This is a genomic window from Elusimicrobiales bacterium (assembly GCA_041651175.1).
GTDB lineage: Bacteria > Elusimicrobiota > Elusimicrobia > Elusimicrobiales > Elusimicrobiaceae > JAQTYB01.
Map to the genome: position 1 here is coordinate 46,295 of JBAZJT010000012.1, position 21,383 is coordinate 67,677.

Consider the following 21,383-nt stretch of genomic DNA (forward strand, 5'->3'; position numbering starts at 1 on the left):
GGTTACTGCGTGCTAACGGCGTTTCCCGTCCCGGCCGAGGCGTTGGTAACCGCGGCATTGGTTATCATCGCCGATATTTCCAGAAACAGCTTGGGTATGTACCTTTTAAGCGCCGCTCCGGCGATAAGCACAACGCCGACAATGACCGTAAGCATCAGCAGATATTCCACAGTGTTTTGTCCGCGCCTGCCTATCTTTTTCATAAATAGCTCTGCCACCGTGGGGCGCAGCCGCCCCCGCAACTATTGCCCGCCGCCAGCGCCCAGCGAACCGGCCGCACCGGTTATCATGTTCTGAATCTGCGCGAACAGACCGGGCATAAACCGTTTTATGGCAGCTCCGGCGATAAGCACCACACCGACGATGACTGTAAGCATCAGCAAGTATTCCACAGTGTTCTGACCGCGCTCGCTCTTAAGCCATTTTTTCATACACACCTCTCTGGTTAATATCCCGCAAAATCACCACGGGTCCTGCTTGTACATCGTCAAAACTATACGCGCGCCGCCTTTGAACGCGCCCAGCAGATACCAGCCGAAAAAGCGGTACATCGCGGCGAACGTTATCACAAGCGCGACGGTGGTCAGCAGATATTCCACCGTCGTCTGCCCACGCGGTCTCCTGTCCGCCGCGGCGCGCAGGCCAGTTATAATATACCCTACTATACTCATAAAGTCAAAAAGCGATCTTCACCGAAATCTGGGTGGCCTTGCCCAGAGCGCCATAGGGCGCGACCGCGAAATCCATCCCGATGCCGTAGCCCGCCAGTTCATTGGAGTAAAATCCCGCCCCCAGCGAAATGTCCGATATGCGGTTGAGCCCCAGTGTCTTGAGCATCCCGTCATCGTAATTTTCGCCGGTGTCGTCGTTGTCAAAATAGCCGGCGCGTAAAGAGAATTTGCCCACCTGGATAAGGCTTTCCGGCAGGGTTATCTCGGCGCCGAAGCCTTTGCGGGTTCTGCTGTCGGAGGGCGTCTCTATCTCTCCGGAGACGGTGATGTAATCGTTTATCACCCAAGCCGCGCCGGTGCGCATCATCTGCACCACATCTCCGGTGGCGCCCAGATTCTGAAGCGACATGCCCAGCAGCAGCCTGTCAAAAAGCCTGGCCTTGGCGCCGAGGTCAAAGCACATGCTGGAATAGTTGCTGCCGTCATTGCCCTCGGAGACGCGCTTTAGCGCTCCTCCCAGCATGAATTTTTCCTTGAAAAACGCGCGCGACAGCGCGACCGAACCGAACGTGTTGTTGACCGACACGGTTTCGGTATTGCCGCCCATGCCGTAGATGTCGCGCACGTCGAAATTGTCTATGCTCAGATACGCGAAATTGACGCCCACAACCCACGAGCCCATCGGCTGCGCATAAGCCGCGTAATTGCCGCCGTAATCCTGGAACCAGCTTATGTGCGAAAACGCCAGTTCCCGCTGCGAAACGGTGGCCAGCGCGGCGGGATTCCAGGACAGCCCGTCCGCCCCTTCCGCCAGCGCGGTATAGGAATGGCCCAGCGCGGTGCCGCGCGCGCTGCCTATGGGCAGCTTCATAAACGCGCCCGCGCCGCTGCCCGCGCCGCCCCCGGCCATAACGGCCTGGCAGGCCAGCGCCACCGCCGCCGCGGCAGCCGCAATTTTTAAAATCACCGGTTTTGCCATAGTGCCGCCAAACCCCTATTGCAGCGTATACGTAAACCTCGGACACTTGTAGCCGGACGGGGGTGTCGGCCCCGTATTATCCGGCAGCAACAGCTTTCTGACCACCTGGCACACCTGCCTGCTGCCGGTTGAGCTCTTTAACTGCAGCACCGCAAAGTAAACGCCGCGCGCGACCTGGTTGCCGGTGTCGTTGACGCGGTTCCACTCCGTCCACAACTGCGTCCACGGCTGCACGCCGTACCACTGCCTGGAATACACGCTCTCGCCGGCTATGTTGTAAATGCGCAGCGAATAATCTCCCTGAACGGGCACGAAATTGCCGAAGTCAAAGCAGCCCTTGGACTGACGCAGCGGATTGGGATAGAAAACAGTGTTCTCTCCGAAATAGTCGCACACGTCCCCCGTTACCCCCGCCCCGCGGGAGACGGTAAGCACCAGCGGCGTTGTGTAGGCCTTGATGTCGGCCACATAGCGGATATCCTTGTAGCACGAATCTCCCAGTTTGCAGATATCGCCGGTTACCCAGTCCACAAGCCGGCTGTCTGTGGAACTTACTATGCGAAACACGTAATTGCCGTCGGGAACCGGCCGCAGCGATGTGTCGGTTCCGTCCCAGATGTCGTGCACCACGCTCTGCATCGGCTGTATGCCGCTTAGCACTTTTATCGGCGTGGCGGCATTGCCAAGCGGGTCGCGCGGCGCGCCGGTGGCCGGATCAATCTTGATGCCCGGCTTGAATATCTGCACCGCCGTCTTCATGGGCAGCGACAACTGATAAGCCACCGTGCCGCTGCTTACCCTGGCGGTTATGTCGCCGATGCCGATGTCGTAGACCTGGAAGGGATTTACGTCTATCGGATTCTGGTATGTGGTGGCCTGCTGCAAATTCTCGCCCGGATAGTTGTAGGCCACTATCTGAATCTGATACGCGCCTATGGAAACCGGCTGGCCGTAATCGTCTGTGCCGTCCCAGTATTCGCGGTTCATGACTCCGGCGTCGTATAGCGAGCCCGCGTTTATGTGCTTGCAGATGTTGTTGACGAATTTGGGCGCCGTGCAGCGCGCGCCGGTGATGTCTATGGCGCTTATGGTGACAGACGACAGCCGCGTTACGGTGAACGATACCTGGTACGGCGGCAGCTTGACCGTGTCGCTTGAATTGGCCAGATTGGGCACGGTGGGCAGGATGTTCACATCGTTGAGGAACACCGGGCCGCGCGTTACCGGCAGCATAGCTACTATCCTGTCCGTTGCGTAATAGGCCGGCACGGAAACAATCTGGTTGGCGCCCGGGTTATAGACCGCCACCGGCGCGGTGCTGTAGGCCAGTATGACCACCGGATGCAGCCCGTCCGGCTCCATCACCTGGTTGCGGATGCCGTCCCAGTACTCGGTTATCTTGAATCTGCCGGGTTTCACGCCGATAAAAGTCATCACCGGAGCGGTAGTTATGGAAGGCGGCCAGACGCCGGCGGTCGGGATGGCGGTGCCCGGCGGGTAAATGTAGATATTGGCATTCATCGTCTGGTTGAGCATGTAGGTGATGGACGCCTGCGCCGACGCGCCGCCCAGCAGCGGCGTGGCGCTGACATCGGTTATCCTGAACTGGTCCACCAGGAAGTTGAAGTAGAACTTGGTAACCTTGTCCGGGAATGTGGTGTCGTAGGCCACAAGCTCTGCGGTGTATGTGCCGGAAGAGACGAAATAGCCGTTGTCGTTTATGCCGTCCCAGTTGACGGATGCCTGGAAGGAGTCGGTGGGTTTGTAGCCGTTGGTAAGGTCGCGCACCACTGCGCCGGTGGAAGTCAGAATGCGCAGCCCCACCGCGCACTGGCGGGTATAGGCGAATCGGAAGCTGTACGGCGGCAGATTGGCTATCTCCGGCGACGAGCCCAGCACCGAAGCCGTAACCGCAAAGTCGCTGGGATACAGCGGCCCGCGCGAAATTTGCAGCATCTCCACCACCCTGTCGGTGGCGTAATAGTACGTGGCCGTGCTGATTATGTTGGAAGCCGGATTGTAAACCGCCACGGGCGCGGTGCTGTAGGCCATCATCACCACGGGATAGAGGCCGTCGGCCAGCATCACGTCGCCGGAATAGCCGTCCCAGAGCTCGGTTACCTTCAGCCTGCCGGGGCGGACGCTGCTAAACGTCTTGACCGGCGCCGTGGCTATGACCGGCGGCCAGGCGCCTGCCGACGGAATTGCGGTCCCGGGCGGATAGACGCGGATGTCGGTGTTCATCATCTGGCTCATCAGGTACGAGATGGCCGTCTGCGACGTCGTGCCGCCCAGCAGCGGGGTAACAGATGCGTCTATAATCCTGAACTGGTCCACCAGGAAATAGGTGTACGAGGCGGCGGTCTTTTCCGGGAACTGGGCGTCGTATGCGGAAATTTCCGCCGTGTATGTGCCGGAGGAGACGTAGCGGCCCAAATCGTCCGTGCCGTCCCACTGGACGGACACGTTGTAGGAGTCAACCGGCTTGTAGCTGACCAGCAGGTCCTTTACCACCGCGCCGGTGGAGGTGAGAATCTTCAAATCCACCACCGCCGCCCTGTTGAGCGCGAATCTGAACGTAAACGGCGCCAGGTTGGATATGGACGGCGAAGCGCCCACAACCGTAGCGGTCATGGAAACATCGCTTATGTAGAGCGGCCCGCGGGAAACGGTCATCATCTCCACCACGCGGTCGGTGGCGTAATAGGAGTTCACCTCGGTTACCGTATTGGCCGCGGTATCGTAGATGGCGACGGGCGCGGTGCTGTAGGCCGTCATCAGCACGGGGTAAATGCCGTCCGGCTGCATCGTTCTGGTGTGGGTGGACACGCCGTCCCAGAATTCCGTTGTCCGCAGCCTTCCGGCGCGCGCGCCGGTATACACCATCACCGGCTCGGTTGAAATCGCGGGCGGCCACGCGCCGCCGGTGGCTATTTTGGTTCCGGGCGGATAAATCCGTATATCGGCGTTCATGGTCTGGCTGAGCAGATAAGTTACCGACCCCTGCGCGGTGGCGCCGCCCAGCAGCGGCGACACCGACACATCCCCCAGCCTGAACTGGTCCGCGATGAAATAGGTCTGCGAGCGCACCGACTGCGTGGGGAAGAACACGTCGTAGGCGATAAGCTCGGCTATATAAGTGCCCGAGGAAACGAACCTGCCGGCATCGTCCCGCCCGTCCCAGTAAACGGAGCTCTGGTACACGTCCGCCGGCCTGTAGCCGTTTATTATGTCGCGCACCAGCGCGCCGGTGGAGGTCAGTATCCGCGCGTCCACCGTGCAGGAGCGGTTGTACGAGAACGTCAGCCCGAACGGCGGCAGATTGGCCAGCACCGGCGACGAGCCGGTTACAGACGACGTCATGGACACGTCGCGCAGGTACAGCGGGCCGCGCGCCACGGTAAGCATCTGCACGATTCTGTCGGTCGCGTAGTAATAGGGAACCGTGCTTATGCTGTTGGAAAGCGGGTTGTACACCGCAACCGGCGCGGTGCTGTAGGCCATTATCACAACCGGATACACGCCGTCCGGCTGCACGGCATGGGTGTTTGTGGAGACGCCGTCCCAATACTCGGTTACCCTCATCTTTTCCGGGCGCACGCCGTCAAATATCATCACCGGCTCGGTGGAAATGGCAGGCGGCCACGCGCCGGTTGTGGGTATCTGCGTGCCGGGCGGATAAATCCGGATGTCGGCGTTCATCGTCTGGCTCAGCAGGTAGGAGATGGCGCCCTGCGCCGTGGCCCCGCTAAGCAGCGGCGAAATCGCCAGGTCTGAAATCCTGAACTGGTCCACCTGGAAATAGACATAGGCGGTGAAAGTCTTGTCCGGGAACAGCGTGTCGTAGGCCGTCAGTTCCGCGCCGTATGTGCCGGAGGAGACGAATCTGCCCAGATCGTCCCGCCCGTCCCAGGAAACTGAGCCCTGCGTCGCGTCCGCCGGCTGGTAGCCGCTGACAATCTCGCGCACCAGCGCGCCGGTGGATGTTACGATTTTCACGCTGACCGCGCACGGCCTGTTATACGAGAACTTCACGGTATACGGAGGCAGATAGCTGAGCGCCGGCGACGAGCCTGCCACCGTGGAAGTCATGGACACATCGCTTAAATACACCGGCCCGCGCGAAACAGTCAGCATCTGCACAATTCTGTCCGTAGCGTAATAGGACGCGGCCTGCGTGATTGTGTTGGCCTGCGGGTCGTAGACGGCCACCGGCGCGGTGCTGTAGGCCGTCAGCAGCACGGGATAGAGCCCGTCCGGCTGCATCGTGTGGGTATTGGTGGAGACACCGTCCCAGAATTCCGTCACCCGCAATTTTTCAGGGCGCACGCCGCTGAACACCATAACCGGCTGGGTGGAAATGGCGGGCGGCCACGCGCCGTTTGTGGGAATTTGCGTGCCCGGCGGATATATCCGTATGTCGGTGTTCATGGTCTGGCCCATCAGATAAGTGATGGAGCCCTGAGCCGTCGCCCCGCCCAGCAGCGGCGCCACCGCCACATCCACTATGCGGAACTGGTCCGCCACAAAGTAGCTGTAGGCCGTGAATACTTTCGCCGGAGCGAGAGAGTCGTAAGCCGTCAACTGAAATGCATATGTGCCGGAGGAGACGAATCTGCCCATATCATCCCGCCCGTCCCATACCACGGAACTCTGGGATCCGTCCGCGACTTTATAGCCGGCGGTTATGTCGCGCACCAGCGCGCCCGTGGAAGTGATAATGCGCACGTTCACCGCGCAGTCCCGGTTATAGGCGAATTTCACGGTATACGGCGGCAGATTGCCAAGCGACGGCGTTGAACCCGCCACCGTTGACAGCACCGACATCTCGCTCAGATATATCGGCCCGCGCGAAACCGTCATCATCCCCACAATCCGGTCCGTGGCACAGTAGGAAGACATTTGGGTTACGGTATTGGCGGCGGTGTCGTATACGGCGACGGGCGCGGTGCTGTAGGCCAGCACCACCACCGGATACAGCCCGTCTGGCTGGGTGATATTTGTGGTCGTGGAAACGCCGTCCCAGAATTCGCTCACCGGCAGCCTGCCGGGGCGCACGCCGGAATAGGTCATCACCGGCGCGGTGGAGACCACAGGCGGCCACGCGCCGTTTGTGGCTATCTGCGTTCCCGGCGGATATATCCGTATGTCGGTCGCCATGGTCTGTCCAAGCAGGTAGGACACGGCGCCCTGCGCGGTAGCCCCGCCCAGCAGCGGCGCAACGGACACGTCGCTTATCCTGAACTGGTCCGCTATGAAATACGTATAGGAACGCACCGACTGCGTGGGGAAGAACACGTCGTAGGCTATCAGTTCCGCCATGTAGGTGCCGGAGGAGACAAACCTGCCCAGGTCGTCCCGCCCGTCCCAGACGACGGAACTCTGATAGGTGTCGCCCGGATTGTAGCCGCTGACCAAATCGCGCACGAGGGCGCCGGTGGAAGTCAGTATCCGCACGTCCACGCTGCACGGCCTGCTGTAAGAGAACGAGAAATTGAACGGCGGCAGGTTGGACAATGTCGGAGAGGCGCCCGCCACCGTGGAAGTCATGGCCACATTATTGAGATACAGCGGGCCGCGCGCTATGGTCAGCATCTGCACCACGCGGTCCGTGGCGTAGTAATACGGGACGCTGGTTATAGTGTTGGAAGCCGGGTCGTAGATGGCCACCGGCGCGGTACTGTAGGCCATCACCACCACCGGATACAGTCCGTCCGGCTGAATGACATGGGTAAAGGTGGAGACGCCGTCCCAGAATTCGTTTACCCTCAGCCTCTCCGGGCGCACGCCGTTGAATACCATCACCGGCTGCGTGGATATGACCGGCGGCCACGCGCCATTGGTGGGAATCTGCGTGCCGGGGGGATATATCCGCACATCTGTATTCATAGTCTGGCTGAGCAGATATGACACCGCCCCCTGCGCGGTGGCCCCGCTGAGCAGCGGAGAAACCGCGATGTCCGTTATCCTGAACTGATCCACCGGGAAATACACATAGGCGGTGAAGGTTTTTTCCGGGAACAGCGCGTCGTAGGCGGTAATCTCCGCCCCGTATGTGCCGGAGGAAACATATCTGCCCAAATCATCCCGTCCGTCCCAGGAAACGGAACCGCGCGTCGCGTCCGCCGGCTTGTAGCCTATGGCCAGGTCCCGCACCAGCGCGCCGGTGGAGGTGATTATGCGCACATCCACCGCGCACGGCCTGTTGTAGGAAAACCCTATGGTAAACGGCGCCAGGCTGGTAAGCGCGGGAGAGGAACCGGCCACGCTGGAAGCCAGCGCCACATCGCTCAGATATACAGGCCCGCGGGAAACAGTCATCATCTCCACCACGCGGTCGGTGGCGTAATAGAGCGCCGGCTGGGTCACGGTATTGGCGGCGGTGTCGTATATGGCTACCGGCGCGGTGCTGTAGGCCATCACCAGCACCGGATACAAACCGTCCGGCAGAGTGACGTGCGTGGTTGTGGAAATGCCGTCCCAGAACTCGGTCGTGCGCATTTTGCCGGGTCTTATGCCGGTGTATGTCATCACCGGCGCGGTGGTGATGGCGGGCGGCCACGCGCCGTTTGTGGCTATCTGCGTGCCTGGCGGATATATCCGTATGTCGGTCGCCATGGTCTGGCCAAGCAGATAGGTTACCGACCCCTGCGCGGTTGCACCGCCCAGCAGCGAGGACACCGCTATGTCCGTTATGCGGTACTGGTCCGCTATGAAGTAAGTGTAGGCGGTGAATACTTTCTCCGGAAACAGGACATCGTAGGCTTTCAGTTCTACCGCGTATGTGCCGGAGGAAACGTAGCGTCCCAAATCATCCTTGCCGTCCCACACTATGGAATTCTGCGCCGTGTCCGCCGGCTTGTAGCCTATTACCAGGTCGCGCACCAGCGCGCCGGTGGAGGTGATTATGCGCGCGTCCACCGCGCAGGGCCGGTTGTAGGAGAACTTGACGGTGTACGGCGGCAGATAATTCAGCGAGGGAGAGGAACCCGCCACCGTGGAAGTCATGGACACGTCGCTCAGGTAAACCGGCCCGCGCGAGACAGTCAGCATCTGAACCACCCTGTCGGTGGCGTAATAAGACGAGACTTGCGTTATTGTATTGGCCTGCGGGTCATAAATTGCCACCGGCGCGGTGCTGTAGGCCATAACCAGCACCGGATAGAGCCCGTCCGGCAGAGTCGTGTTGGTGGTGGTGGAAACGCCGTCCCAGAATTCGGTTATTTTCAGCCGTTCCGGGCGCACGCCCGCATACGACATGACCGGCGCGGTGGTGATGGCGGGCGGCCATACATCGTTGGTGGCTATCTGCGTGCCGGGCGGATATATCCGTATGTCGGTGTTCATCGTCTGGCTGAGCAGATAGGACACCGACCCCTGCGCCGTGGTGCCGCCCAGAAGCGGAGAGACATAGACATCGCCAAGGCGGAACTGGTCCACGTTGAAGTATGTGTACGAGCGCACGGACTGCGTCGGGAAAAAGACATCATAAGCCGTAAGCTCGGCCATATAAGTGCCGGAAGAGACATATCTGCCCAGATCGTCCCGCCCGTCCCATATGACCGAACTCTGGTATGAATCCGCCGGCCTGTAATTGACTATCAAATCCCGCACAACCGCGCCCGTGGAGGTCAGTATCTTCACATCAACCGAACACGGCCGGTTGTAGGAGAAATTGAAGGTGAACGGCGCCAGGCTGGTAAGCGCCGGCGAAGAACCCGCCACCGACGAGGTCATGGCCACGTCATGGAGATAAAGCGGCCCGCGGGCCACCGTCATCATATACACCGTGCGGTCCGTCGCGTAGTAATAGGGGACGGTGCTTATGGTGTTGGAGAACGCGTCGTAAACCGCCACCGGCGCGGTGCTGTAGGCCGTTATGACCACGGGATAAAGCCCGTCCGGCTGTATGGTGTGGGTAAAGGTGGAAATGCCGTCCCAGAATTCGGTAACCTTCAGCTTCTCGGGCCGGACGCCGTTGAACACCATGACCGGCGCGGTGGAAATAACCGGCGGCCAGACATCGTTGGTCGGCACTTGTGTGCCGGGCGGATATATCCGTATATCGGTGTTCATCGTCTGGCTGAGCATGTAGGACACCGCGCCCTGCGCGGTGGCGCCGCTGAGCAGCGGCAACACGGATATATCGGTGATCCTGAACTGGTCCACCAGGAAGTAGGTATAGGCCGTGAAAGTCTTCGCGGGGAACAGGGAATCGTAGGCGGTAACCTCCGCCGCGTATGTGCCGGACGACACGTAGCGCCCCAAATCGTCCCGCCCGTCCCAGATGACCGAACTTTGGTAGGCGTCCGCCGGCCTGTAGCCGATAATCAAATCCCTCACCAGCGCGCCGGTGGAGGTGATTATGCGCACATCCACGGAGCACGGCTTGTTGTACGAGAACTTTATGGTGAACGGCGCCACGTTTGAAACCGCGGGGGAGGACCCCACCGTGGTCGCCGTCATGGACAAATCGTTAAGATACACCGGCCCGCGCGAAACGGTAAGCATCTGCACCGCGCGGTCGGTGGCATAATAGTACGGCACCGTGCTTATGGTGTTGGAAAACGGGTCGTAAACGGCCACCGGCGCGGTGCTGTAGGCCAGCACGGCGACGGGATACAACCCGTCCGGCATGGAGGTATGCGTGGTCGTGGACACCCCGTCCCAGAATTCCGTAACCTTCAGCCGCTCCGGGCGCACGCCGTTAAACGACATCACCGGCGGGGTGGAAACTGCGGGGGGCCAGGCCCCGTCAGTCGGCACCTGCGTGCCCGGAGGGTAGATGATGACATCGGTATTCATGGTCTGGCTGAGCATGTAGGACACCGTTCCCTGAGACGTCGTCCCGCCCAGAAGCGGCGTGGTTTCCAGGTCGGTTATCCTGAACATGTCAACCGAGAATTGCGTGTAAGATGTGGCCGTTTGAGTCGGGAAGAAAACATCGTAGGCGAAAAGGGCCGCCACATAAGTGCCGGAGGAGACATACCGTCCGGCGTCGTCAAGGCCGTCCCAGTAAACGGTGCTTTGGTACGTATCGCCCGGTTTATAGTCCTTTAACAGGTCGCGCACCAGCGCGCCGGTGGAAGTGCGTATCTGCAGGTCAACCACGCAGGGTCTGTTGTAGGAGTAGCTGAAAGTGAACGGATTGAGGTTGGACATCGCCGGCGAGGAGCCCGCCACGGAAGACGTCATCGCCACGTCGCGGACATACAGCGGCCCGCGCGCTATGGAAATCATCTGCACCACGCGGTCCGTCGCGTAATAATACGGCACGGAAACGCTGGTTACGCCGGTGGGGTCAAAGACCGCAACCGGCGCGGTGCTGTAGGCCAGCACGACCACCGGATACAGCCCGTCCGGCAGCGGCACGTTGCCTGACATGCCGTCCCAGTATTCCGTGGCCTTGAGCCTGCCGGGGCGCACGTTATTGAAAGTCTTGACCGGCGCGGTGGAATTTATCACATAAGGCGGCGGCCATGTATCCGTGGGAATTTGCGTGCCGGGCGGATAAATCCGTATATCGGTATTCATCGTCTGGCTGGGCATGTAGGAAATACCCGCCTGAGAGGTGGCGCTGCCAAGCAGCGGCGTCACCGACAAGTCGGTAAGCCTGAACTGGTCCAGCAGGAAACTGACATGGGACATCGTGGTCTTGGTGGGGTCCAGGGTGTCGGCGGCGTCAAGCTCAGCCACATACGTGCCGGAGGAGACGTAGCGGCCCTGGTCGTCCATGCCGTCCCAGGGCACCGTGGTCTGCAGGGTGTCCGCCGGCATGTAGCCGTTGAGCACGTCCCTCACAAGCGTGCCGCCCGTGGTGAATATGCGAAGGTTGAAGGTGCACGGACGGTTATAGGAGAAAATGAAATTGAACGGCGGCTGATTGGAAAGCGCCGGCGAAGACCCTATGACGGTGGAGGTCATGGAAATATCGCTCACATACACCGGCCCGCGCGCTATGGGCAGCATGACCACCATGCGGTCCGTCACATAATGCGCGGGCGTGGCGTCGTCATAAGCCATCATCAGCACCGGATAGAGCCCGTCGGCCACCTGCTCGTGGGTGGCGGGGTCCAGACCGTCCCAAACCTCGGTTATTTTCATCTTGCCGGGGCGCACATCGGTGAATGTCTTTACGGGCGTGGCGGCAACGGTGGGCGGCCATGTTCCGGCGGTGGGGACAATAGTGCCGGGCGGATAAATTCTTATGTCGGTATGCAGGGTGTTGCTGAGCAGGTAGGAAATGGCCGCCTGGGCGGTGGTGTTGCCCAGCAGCGGGGCTATGACCACGTCCGTCATCCTGAACTGCCCCACCGGGAATGTCTGGTAAGACCTGAAGGTTTTTCCCGGGAACAGCGGGTCCTGCGCCTGCATGACGGCCATGTACATGCCGTCGTCAACATAATTGCCGTCGTCGTCCTTGCCGTCCCAGTAAACGAAGGTGGGATATGCGTCAACCGGAGTGGAGTTGACAAGCAGGGTGCGCACCAGTGTGCCGTCGGTGGTTGTTATCTGGAGGCTTATGCTGCACGTGCGGTCGTAGGAGTATTTCAACTGATACGGCGGCACGTTGGACACCGAAGGCGAAGAGCCTATCACGGTGGAGGAAGGCGCCAGCAGCGCCGCGGGGAAGCCCCTGTTAATGGAGACGATTCCGGTATAGGCCTTCTGTGTGTATATCGTGGTATGCGTGCAGGTCGCGTCGCCCTCCGTATGCGTGCAGCCCGGCATTGACGCCCATATCGCGTAAATGTAGTCGCCGTCTTCAACAATGTTATTGTTGTTGTCGCGCCCGTCCCAGGTGGTCATGGTGGGCGGGGCGGACTGCCGGAAAGGCTGCGCCTCAATCCTTGAGTAGATGGGCGTGTTGGACGCGGTGGGCGGCACGGTATTGACGTCGCCGAAAGTGGTATCCGCCGGGTAAACATACATGTATACCGTCGCAGACTCCGTAAGCATATAGCTCACGGAAGCCAGGTCCGTGGCGCCAGAGCCAAGAGATTTGACCCGGAAATCCGTTATCTGCAGCGGGTCCATGGAAATCTGGTGGGCGGCGGGATACGCGATGTCCTGCCCGGCATCATCGTTGGAATAGGCCGCTATCCTGGCTATGTAGTTGCCGGCGCTCATCATGTCGCCGGCGTTGTTGCGCCCGTCCCAGGAATCGCCGTTGGCCAGAGTGCCGTTAGGCGTGCCTTCGCCGAAACGCGGCTGATTGGTGGCTATATTGCGCACGGTGGCGCAGGTGCCGGAGCCGTTGCAGGTCTCTATCCTGACGCTGGTAACCGCGTCCTTGCTGAGGCGGTACTGGATATTGTACGGCTCCGCCGCCACAGGCGTTATCTTGCCGACTACCGTAGGGGAACTTCTGAGGGAGTGAATATCGGTGACGTTCACGGTTATCGGATACTGGTTCTGGCCCGGATAGGCGGAGGTCTGCTCAATGGTGATATTGCCGATACTGGGGCCGGACTGGTTGGTTTTGACATGCGCGCGGAAGCCGAACTGGCCGTTTGTCTTGCCGAATTCGCCGTCTATGTTGTAATAGCCGTCCCAGGCCGCGCATTTGGGCGCGAACTGGTACATCGCAGTGTCCGGCGGGCAGGTGCCGACGTTGTAGAGCGGTATGGTCCGGATCGGCGGCGCGGACCCCGGGTCCAGCGGATTGGCGCCCGCCTGGAATTTGAACACCTCAAAGGTCAGCTCGTCCACGCCGAATGCCGCGGTATGCTCGGGAATTAGTTCGCCGGTGGTGGAGTTGTGTGTGGGCGGCTGGGTGTTGACGCATTGCAAAGTGGCGCACAAGGCAAGGCAGGCCGCGGGATAGGCGGCATGCAGGTTCGGCTGATCGTATTCTATAAGCGCGGCCGTGGCTACCGGATTCTGTCCGCCGCTTGTATCGCCGTAGGAACGACAGCCGTTGAGCCAGCTGCAGTTGGCGAAGTTATACTGGCCTATGCAATACTGGTCGCCGCCGCCCGTGGCGTAGTAGACGTCTATGTTGGAGACGTAGAGGTTCTGGGCCAGAGACTTCGCCGGCAGTATGGCGGAAACGGCAAGGCACAGACCGGCGAAAACGCCAGTTTTCGCAAGTCCATTCCGCACACAGCGCAGCAGCCTCGCTCCGGCATAAACCGCCATATGATTATTCTATACATTTAGAGGGCGCAGTCAAGGGGTATTTCTGGCGGCGAAAACACGGGCTTTTTCCAGGGTTTCGGGGCGGCCTATATCGCTCCAGAACCAGCGGTCGCAGCGGAAGGCCTTGATTTTGCCCCCCTCCCTCGCCAGCCGGAGGAAAAATTCCACTATGGAAAACGGCCCCGTTTCGGTCATAAGCGGCAATGCCGCCGGAGAAACGGCGTAAACATCCCCGTTGCCCAGCCGCGCGCAATCCGCGAATTCCGGCGATTTTGTCCAGCGCCCGCGCAAAAACCCGTCCGGTCCGAAAGCCAGCGGGCGCGAGGTCTCCCTTGCCGAAACCGCCATGGTAACCAGCGCGCCGCCACGCAAGTGCGCGGCATAAAGCGCGTTTATATCCATATCCGTGAACACGTCCGCGTTGTGGACCAGAAACGGCTCCCCGTCCGAAAAAAACCACGAGGCTTTTTTTATTCCGCCGCCGGTGTCCAGCAGTTGCGGCTCGCAGGACTGCTCCACCCGTATGCCGAAATTATTTTTTTCCTCCAGGAAGCGCGCCACTTTGTCCGCGTGATGGTGGGTGTTGATTATTATGCCGTCAACCCCAGCGGCCACAAGCCGCAGAATAACCCTTTCCAGCATGGGTTTTCCGCCCACTTCTATAAGCGCCTTGGGGATTTCATCGGTCAGCGGGCGCAGCCTGCTGCCGACGCCGGCGGCCAAAATCATCGCTTTCATTTTTCGTTTTCCAGCGCGAGGTGGCGCAATTCCACCTCCACGCCGTACTGCTCGCGCAGATGCCGGGCCAGCGACTCGGCGCAGTATACCGAGCGGTGCCTGCCCCCCGTGCAGCCGAAGGCGGCCTGCAAATCGGTGAAGTTGCGGTTGCGGTAATTCTCCACGCTCTGGCCGACCAGCGCGTAAACGCCGTCCAGGAAACGGCTTATTTCGCTGTCGTTTTTGAAATAGTCCACGATGGCGCAATCCCTGCCGGTCAAATGCGCGTATACCTCGTAACGGCCCGGGTTGGGCAGCGCGCGGCAGTCAAAGACATATCCGCCGCCGTGGCATTTCTCGTCCATCGGCAGGCCCTGCTTGTAGGAAAAGCTCTGTATCCGCACCGTCAGCGCCGGGGACGCCGCCCCGAAACGCCGCAGATACGAGGAGGCCACAATCCTGCGCAGCGCGGCGGTAAGCGCGGGAAACCGTTTCATATCCGCCTTGCGCAGCAGGTATTCAAGGTTGCGTATGGCGTAGGGAATGCTTTGCAGGAAATGGGTTTTCTTCTCGTGAAAGCCGCGCAGCCCGTAGGCGCCCATGGCCTGCATGATGCGGATGAATACATATCCGTAATAATGCGTCCGGAAGCGCGCGCGGTCCACGGGCACCAGCTTGCGGACTTCCTCCAGATAAAGCTCCAGCAGTTCCTCGCGTATGTCAAAAGGCATGTCCGCCTTGGCGTCAAACAGAAGCGAGGCTATGTCGTATTGCAGCGCGCCTTTGCGCCCGCCCTGGTAGTCTATGAACCAGGGGCCGTCCTCGCGCGCCATTATGTTGCGCGACTGGAAATCGCGGTAAAGGAAGCCTTCCCCCTCCGCCTCAAGCAGGAAATCGGCGAAACGGTTGAAATCGTCTTCCAGTTCCTGCTCGTTGAAAGGGATTTTCGCCAGCCGCAGGAAGTAATACTTGAAATAGTTGAGGTCCCACATCATGGACTGCCGGTCAAAAGCCGCGCGCGGGTGGCAGAGGCTGTAATCCAGCGTTTTTCCGGCGACAAGCTGGAACTGCGGCAGCATTTTGACGGCCTTGCGGTAAACCTCCAGCGCCTGCGCCGGGAATGGCGCGCCCTGTTTGCGCAGCGAGCTTAAAAGCTGAAACAGATTCGTGCGCCCCAGGTCCTCTTCAAGATAAATGCCGTTGTCCAGGTCCTCGGCATAAATCTCGGGCACGGGCAGCCCGCATTTCCTGAAATGGCGCGAAAATCCCAGAAAAGCAGCGTTCTCCCGCCGGTCGGAATTGGCCGCGCCGATGACGCTGCGCTTGCCGTCCTTAAGGCGGAACAACTGCCTGTCGGAGCCGTCGCCGGGCAACGACTCTATGGACAGCGGCTCATTGCCGTAATGCTTTGTGAAAAGGCTCTTCAGGGGCCCCTGCATCATACCTTCCTCGGGAAAAGCGGCGGCGACTTGCAGATTTTCCCCCCGCACTCGCCCGGCTCAAACTGGCGCACGCCAAGCTGCGACTGCATCTTGGCGGCGGTGTCGGGCATGAAAGGCTCTATCCACGCGGCCACCATGCGCAGGCACCACACCAACTCAAAAAGCAGTATTTTCAAATCGGCGGTGTCGGTTTTGGCCATCACCCAGGGTTTTTTATGGTCAATTTCGGCATTGAGTTTGCCCACTATTGCCCAGGCCGCGTCCAGCGCCTTGTCAAACTCCAGCCGCTCCATATGGCCGTCTATCGCGGCGGCTGCGGCGCGCGCCTGCGCCACAAGCGCAAAGCCGCCATCCGGCGCTTTGGCGGGCAGCTCGCCGTTAAGATATTTGTCCACCATGTTGGTTACGCGCGAAACCAGATTTCCCAGGTCGTTTGCCAGATCCGCATTGTAGCGCCGCTTGAACGATTCGCGCGAAAAATCGCCGTCCCCGCCGAATGGAACCTCGCGGAACACGAAATAGCGCAGCGCGTCCAGCCCGTACTCCTTGGCGACCTCGGCGGGATTTACGATATTGCCGCGCGATTTGGACATTTTCTCGCCGTCCACCGTCCACCAGCCGTGGGCGAAAACTTTTTTGGGAAGCGGCAGCTCCAGCGCCATCAACATGGCGGGCCACATCACGGCGTGGAAACGGAAAATCTCCTTGCCCACCAGATGAATGTCCGCCGGCCAGTGCTCCGCGAACCGCGGCTGCGCCACGCCGTCCCAGCCGGCGGCGGTTATATAGTTGAACAATGCGTCAAACCACACGTAAATCGTGTGCGCCGGCGCGGAGGGAACCCGTATCCCCCACGAAACCTTGGTCCGCGTTACCGACACGTCCTGCAGGCCCGATGAGACGAAATTTATTATCTCCTGTCTTCTGCCCTGCGGCGCCAGAAAGCCGGGATTATTTTTGTAATGCTCCAGCAGCCTGTCCTGATAGCGCGAGAGGCGGAAAAAATACGTCTCCTCCTTCACATGCTCCGCCGGCTTTTTATGCACGGGGCAGAGGCCGCCCTCAAGCAGCTCGCCGGCGTCGTAGTAAGCCTCGCACGGATAGCAGTAAAGCCCCTCGTAGCTGCCGGGATAAATGTCGCCGGTTTTGAGCATTTTTTCAAAGGCGGCCTGCACCGGTTTTTCGTGGCGCGGCTCGGTTGTGCGGATGAAATCGTCGTATTTGATGTCCAGAGTCCGCCACATTTCCTTGTAGGCGGCGGCAACCTCGTCGCAGTGCTGCTGCGGCTGCTTGCCGTTGGCGGCTGCGATTTTTTCAATATTGGCGCCGTGTTCGTCGGTGCCGGTGAGGAAATGCACGGTTTCGCCCCGCGCGCGCCGCCAGCGGGCCAGAACATCGGCGGCCAGGGTGGTGTAGGAATGCCCGATATGCGGCACCGAGTTCACATAATAAAGCGGCGTGGTAACATAGAACTTTTTCATGTTGTCCTCATCGTGTTGAAAACACCGGGATTTGCAGGCGCGCGGCTTCAAGCAGCGCGGCCTCCAGCGTCAGTTGCGGCGAGACGTTGCGGTTTATGTAATCCCGGTGCGTAAAAAGTCTGGTTATGACGCCCTTCAACTCGTCCTTGGCTCTGGAGGGCGGACGGGCGCGCCACGCCGCCGCCGCGGAGTTTATCAGCAGCTCTATAATCAGCGCGGCGTCCTGTCTGGCAAGGTGCAGTTCCTTTGGCAGCGAGGAGGCCGCCCTGAACGGATAAAGCGGGTCCAGCGGGTCCAGGCCGGACAAATCCTCCAGCAGCTCCCGGACCTTCATCGCCCGGCTGACCGAGCCTTCCGAAACCGCCGCCAGCCGCTGCGCCTCGTCCATGGCGCAGCCCTGCTGCACCAGTATCTCCGCGAAAACATCGTCGGCCAGCGGCATAAATCTAACCGGCTGGCAGCGCGAGACTATGGTGGGGCGCATATCCTCGCGCTTGACGGCCAGCAGTATCCACAGCATTTGCGGGGGCGGCTCCTCCAGCAGCTTGAGCAACGCGTTCTGCGCGGCCTCCTGCATGGTTTCGGCCCCGTCTATGATGAAAACCTTCCACCCGCCGGAGACGGATTTCTGCTGCGCCATCTCAAGCGCGCGGCGCACGGTGTCCACGCGGAGATGCTTCTGCTCCCCGGCGTCCTCGTCGCGCAACTGGGCCTGGAAATCGCGGTTGACTATCACTGCATCGGGATGCGCGCCTTTGGGAACGCGGAGGCAGGCGGGGCATTCGCCGCAGCTGCCGTCGGCGGTTTTGGCTATGGCGTTTTCGCAGAGCAGCGCTTTGGCTGTTTCCACCGCGGCGAGCATCTTTCCCGTTCCCGCCGGACCGAAAAACAGCCAGGCGGGCGGCGTGCGCCCGCAGTCCACGGCGGATTTTATGCGCGCCAGCGCTCCCGGCTGTCCCAGCACCGAAGAAAAACCCATTACCCGCCCTCTCTTAGAGCCTGTTCAAAATCTCTCTTTCGTAGCGAAAGCGGCGGTTTTGCCTCTGAGACGCAGCGGGCTGAGGCGAGCAGGCCGGTTGGCCTGTAAGCCGAAGACCGCGAAGTATCAGGGGCGAAAACGCCGCTTGCAGCAGAATACGGAGATTTTGAACAGGCTCTTAGCGGCATAACAGTTTATCCACCGCGCGGCGTATGGCGGACTGCACCTCGTCCGGCGGGAGGGCGGCGTCTGCAAGCACGGCGCGGCGCGTTTTGCGCGCCAGTTCCCTGTACCCGCGTCGCACCCGCGCGCGGAATTTGGCGTTTTCCCTTTCCAGCCTGTCCGGCGCTTCCCGGCGGCGGCGTTTGCCGAAAAAACTCTCCGGCATATCAAGCACAACTGTTAAATCCGGCTCCAGCCCGGCGGTTGCGATTTTATTGAGCCGGTCTATGGTTTTCAAATCCAGGCCCCGCCCGTAACCCTGATACGCGGCGGTGGACATAGTGAACCGCTCCGAAATCACTATGCAGCCGGCTTTCAGCGCGGGCAGTATTTTCTCCTGCACATGCTGGGCGCGCGACGCCTCGTAAAGCAAAAGCTCCGCCAGCGGGCAAATGCGCTGCCTGGGATTGAGTATGACGGAACGCACCGCCTCGGCCAGCTTTGTGCCGCCGGGCTCGCGCGTCAGAACCACGTTGCGGCCCAGCCCGCGCAGGTATTCCACAAGCGGGCCGGACTGGGTTGATTTTCCCGTCCTGTCCGGCCCTTCCAGCACGATAAAAAGGCCTTTCTTCATCAGAACACCCGGCACCACAATGTTTTAAGATACTCGCCTTCAGGATAATCCGAGGCGTAAGGATGGTCCGGCCCCGCGCCAGTTTTGGCGAAAACCTGCACCCGCCGCCCCGCCGCGCCCGTGGCAGTGCGCAGAAACTGCTGCAAATCCGACGCCGAGACCAGCCCGCTGCAGGAACTGGTTACGAAAACTCCGCCCTCCTCCACCAGCGCCAGCGCCAGACGGTTAAGGTCGCGGTATTTCTGGGCGCCCTCCTCCCAGCCCTCGCGCGAGGCTATCAGCTTGTGCGGGTCCAGTATCACCAGCCCGAACCGTTTGCTGTTCTGCGCCGCCTGGCGCATATAAGGGAAAGCATCCACGCAGACGCTTTCAACTTTCACATGATTTAGCGAGGCGTTTTTCTGGGACATGGCGGAGGCTTCCGCGTCCAGTTCCACGCAAATAACATCTTCCGCGCCGCCGGTTTTTTTGGCAAAAATGCCAAAGCCCCCGGTATAGCTGCACACGTCCAGCACGTTTTTGCCTTTTGCAAAGCGCGAGGCCGCCAGCCGGTTGTCGCGCTGGTCGCAGAAAAATCCGGTCTTGTAGCCGCCGGTGAGATTTACCTCAAAAACCACCCCGTTTTCGGTGATGCGGGTTTTGTGGAGGGCGCCGCTGTCGCGCTTTATTGAAAAACCCTCCATGGTTTCGGTGTATTTGCTGGCGCGGCGGACGAATTTGGCAGTGGGGAAATGCTCGCGAAAAGCGTCCTCTATTTTGTCGGCCAGCATGTACATCCCGCGCGAATAAAATTCCAGCGCGATGTAGCCGCCGTACCTGTCGGCCACAAGGCCGGGCAGCCCGTCGCCATGGTCGTGAACCAGGCGGTAGGCATCCGCCGCCGAATCCAGTTTCAGCACGTCCCGCCGCAGCGAGACCGCGCGGGTTATCTGCCTCTTGAAAAAGTCGGCGATATTAAACGCCGCAGCGGACTCGCGGGAAATAAGCCGCAGGGCTATCAGGCTTCTGTCGTTGTAGACGGCGATTCCGTAGGGCGCGCCGGTTTTGTCATAAACCGCGGCTATGTCGCCGGAGCGGATTTTGGGGTCCGCCTCGGCCAGCATCCGCTTGAATAAATTGGGGCCGGAACCGGCGGAGCGCAGCCTTACCCAGGGCAGACTGCTGCCGCCATGAGCCGGCGGCGCGGACGGTATCATGTTACCGCTTTACCTTTTTGAGAATGCTGTCAAAAGAGGGCAGCGATTTGGAGCCTTTTTTGGGCTTCTCCTCTTCCGGCGGAGGCTGTGGCGGCGCTTTGGCGGAAGGCGCGGCCTCCTGCCCCTGGTCCTGCGCGGAGGAGTTGTCGTTCGCGGATTTGGATTTTTTCTTCGCGGCCTTGGGCGGCGCAGGGGCCTCCTCCGGTTGCGCGGGAGCGGCTTCCTCCGCCGGCGCGGCTTCGCTTTCAGCCGCGGATTTGGATTTTTTCTTCGCGGATTTCGGCGGCGCGGCGGCTTCGTCGGACTGCGCGGGCCCGGTCTGCGATTTTTTCTTCTTGCCGTGTTTTTTCGGCGCGGCGGCATCACCGGCAGGCGGCGCGGCCTGGGCATTTTCGCCGCCTTCAGCCGGCGCGGAAGCCTTGGCCTGTTTTTTATTGCGGCGCTTGCCTTTCGCCTTATCGCCCTTGGAGGCCTTCTTGTCCCTGGCCTTGGAAGAGGCGTCCTTGGACTTGGCGCTTCTTGTATAAATATCGGCGGGCAAACTAACACCCTTCTGCTCCAGCATGTACACCCTGTAATCCTCGCGCTGGTCAATTTCCAGACGGGAGGCTATGACTTCCGGGATTTTTTCAATAGTTTCCTTTATTTTCCGGCGCAGCCCCGCCATCGCATCACGCTCTTTTTTAAGGCGCAGGCTGGCCTCGCCGTATTCGGCGCACATGGAATCCAATTCCCGTCCGTGGCGGTTGAGCACCACATAAATATTCCTAGCCTGTTCGTCGGTAAGGGAAAGCGCGGTCTTTAATTCCACTGAGATTTTGTCGTAATCAGGCCGTTCCGGCGCCGATTGTATGGAATTGTCATACTCCCGCTCCAACTGGGCGCGCTCCACGTCATAGGACGCCTCGTCCGTCGGTGCGGCCGGGTATCCGGCTGCGGCAAAGCAGGCCAGCGCGGCGGCTGCAAGGGCAAATCGCATAA

General features: G+C 60.3%; 12 protein-coding genes. All 12 read right to left on the reverse strand.

Annotated elements, in window-relative coordinates; all coding sequences use genetic code 11:
* Positions 1 to 2: 2 nt before the first annotated feature.
* The gene (locus WC421_07890; GenBank protein MFA5162153.1) at positions 3 to 203 is read right to left on the reverse strand and encodes a hypothetical protein; all 201 of its coding nucleotides are present in this window, start codon (positions 201 to 203) and stop codon (positions 3 to 5) included.
* Positions 204 to 242: 39 nt separating this feature from the next.
* On the reverse strand, positions 243 to 431 hold the full coding sequence (locus WC421_07895; GenBank protein MFA5162154.1) for a hypothetical protein: 189 nt from the start codon (positions 429 to 431) through the stop codon (positions 243 to 245).
* 30 nt (positions 432 to 461) lie between these two features.
* Positions 462 to 671, reverse strand: coding sequence for a hypothetical protein (locus tag WC421_07900; GenBank protein MFA5162155.1), 210 nt, complete (start codon positions 669 to 671; stop codon positions 462 to 464).
* Positions 672 to 675: 4 nt separating this feature from the next.
* Positions 676 to 1,650: a UPF0164 family protein gene (locus tag WC421_07905; protein ID MFA5162156.1), complete on the reverse strand. Its 975-nt coding sequence runs from the start codon at positions 1,648 to 1,650 to the stop codon at positions 676 to 678.
* A 15-nt stretch (positions 1,651 to 1,665) separates the two neighbouring features.
* Positions 1,666 to 13,791 carry a FlgD immunoglobulin-like domain containing protein gene (locus tag WC421_07910; protein MFA5162157.1) on the reverse strand — a complete coding sequence of 4,042 codons (12,126 nt, stop codon included), beginning with the start codon at positions 13,789 to 13,791 and terminating at the stop codon, positions 1,666 to 1,668.
* Between the two features lie 30 nt (positions 13,792 to 13,821).
* Entirely contained in the window at positions 13,822 to 14,529 is a 708-nt protein-coding gene (locus WC421_07915) for a sugar phosphate nucleotidyltransferase (GenBank protein MFA5162158.1), read from the reverse strand.
* The gene (locus tag WC421_07920; protein ID MFA5162159.1) at positions 14,526 to 15,950 is read right to left on the reverse strand and encodes an RNase adapter RapZ; all 1,425 of its coding nucleotides are present in this window, start codon (positions 15,948 to 15,950) and stop codon (positions 14,526 to 14,528) included. Before WC421_07920 ends, WC421_07915 begins: the two co-directional genes overlap by 4 nt.
* A complete protein-coding gene (gene metG / locus WC421_07925; GenBank protein MFA5162160.1) occupies positions 15,947 to 17,431 on the reverse strand; it encodes a methionine--tRNA ligase in 1,485 nt (494 codons plus the stop codon). Before metG ends, WC421_07920 begins: the two co-directional genes overlap by 4 nt.
* 7 nt (positions 17,432 to 17,438) lie before the next feature.
* Complete coding sequence (gene holB / locus WC421_07930; protein MFA5162161.1) at positions 17,439 to 18,410, reverse strand: DNA polymerase III subunit delta'; 972 nt, start codon at positions 18,408 to 18,410, stop codon at positions 17,439 to 17,441.
* A gap of 178 nt (positions 18,411 to 18,588) precedes the next feature.
* A complete protein-coding gene (gene tmk / locus WC421_07935; protein ID MFA5162162.1) occupies positions 18,589 to 19,206 on the reverse strand; it encodes a dTMP kinase in 618 nt (205 codons plus the stop codon).
* Positions 19,206 to 20,402, reverse strand: coding sequence for a class I SAM-dependent rRNA methyltransferase (locus WC421_07940; GenBank protein ID MFA5162163.1), 1,197 nt, complete (start codon positions 20,400 to 20,402; stop codon positions 19,206 to 19,208). Before WC421_07940 ends, tmk begins: the two co-directional genes overlap by 1 nt.
* Position 20,403: 1 nt before the next feature.
* The gene (locus WC421_07945) at positions 20,404 to 21,381 is read right to left on the reverse strand and encodes a hypothetical protein (GenBank protein MFA5162164.1); all 978 of its coding nucleotides are present in this window, start codon (positions 21,379 to 21,381) and stop codon (positions 20,404 to 20,406) included.
* Positions 21,382 to 21,383 lie beyond the last annotated feature (2 nt).

Coding starts and splice junctions, on each gene's coding strand:
- WC421_07890 (MFA5162153.1), bottom strand. CDS start 203: ATGAAAAAGATAGGCAGGCGCGGACAAAACACTGTGGAATATCTGCTG.
- WC421_07895 (MFA5162154.1), bottom strand. CDS start 431: ATGAAAAAATGGCTTAAGAGCGAGCGCGGTCAGAACACTGTGGAATAC.
- WC421_07900 (MFA5162155.1), bottom strand. CDS start 671: ATGAGTATAGTAGGGTATATTATAACTGGCCTGCGCGCCGCGGCGGAC.
- WC421_07905 (MFA5162156.1), bottom strand. CDS start 1,650: ATGGCAAAACCGGTGATTTTAAAAATTGCGGCTGCCGCGGCGGCGGTG.
- WC421_07910 (MFA5162157.1), bottom strand. CDS start 13,791: ATGGCGGTTTATGCCGGAGCGAGGCTGCTGCGCTGTGTGCGGAATGGA.
- WC421_07915 (MFA5162158.1), bottom strand. CDS start 14,529: ATGAAAGCGATGATTTTGGCCGCCGGCGTCGGCAGCAGGCTGCGCCCG.
- WC421_07920 (MFA5162159.1), bottom strand. CDS start 15,950: ATGATGCAGGGGCCCCTGAAGAGCCTTTTCACAAAGCATTACGGCAAT.
- metG (MFA5162160.1), bottom strand. CDS start 17,431: ATGAAAAAGTTCTATGTTACCACGCCGCTTTATTATGTGAACTCGGTG.
- holB (MFA5162161.1), bottom strand. CDS start 18,410: ATGGGTTTTTCTTCGGTGCTGGGACAGCCGGGAGCGCTGGCGCGCATA.
- tmk (MFA5162162.1), bottom strand. CDS start 19,206: ATGAAGAAAGGCCTTTTTATCGTGCTGGAAGGGCCGGACAGGACGGGA.
- WC421_07940 (MFA5162163.1), bottom strand. CDS start 20,402: ATGATACCGTCCGCGCCGCCGGCTCATGGCGGCAGCAGTCTGCCCTGG.
- WC421_07945 (MFA5162164.1), bottom strand. CDS start 21,381: ATGCGATTTGCCCTTGCAGCCGCCGCGCTGGCCTGCTTTGCCGCAGCC.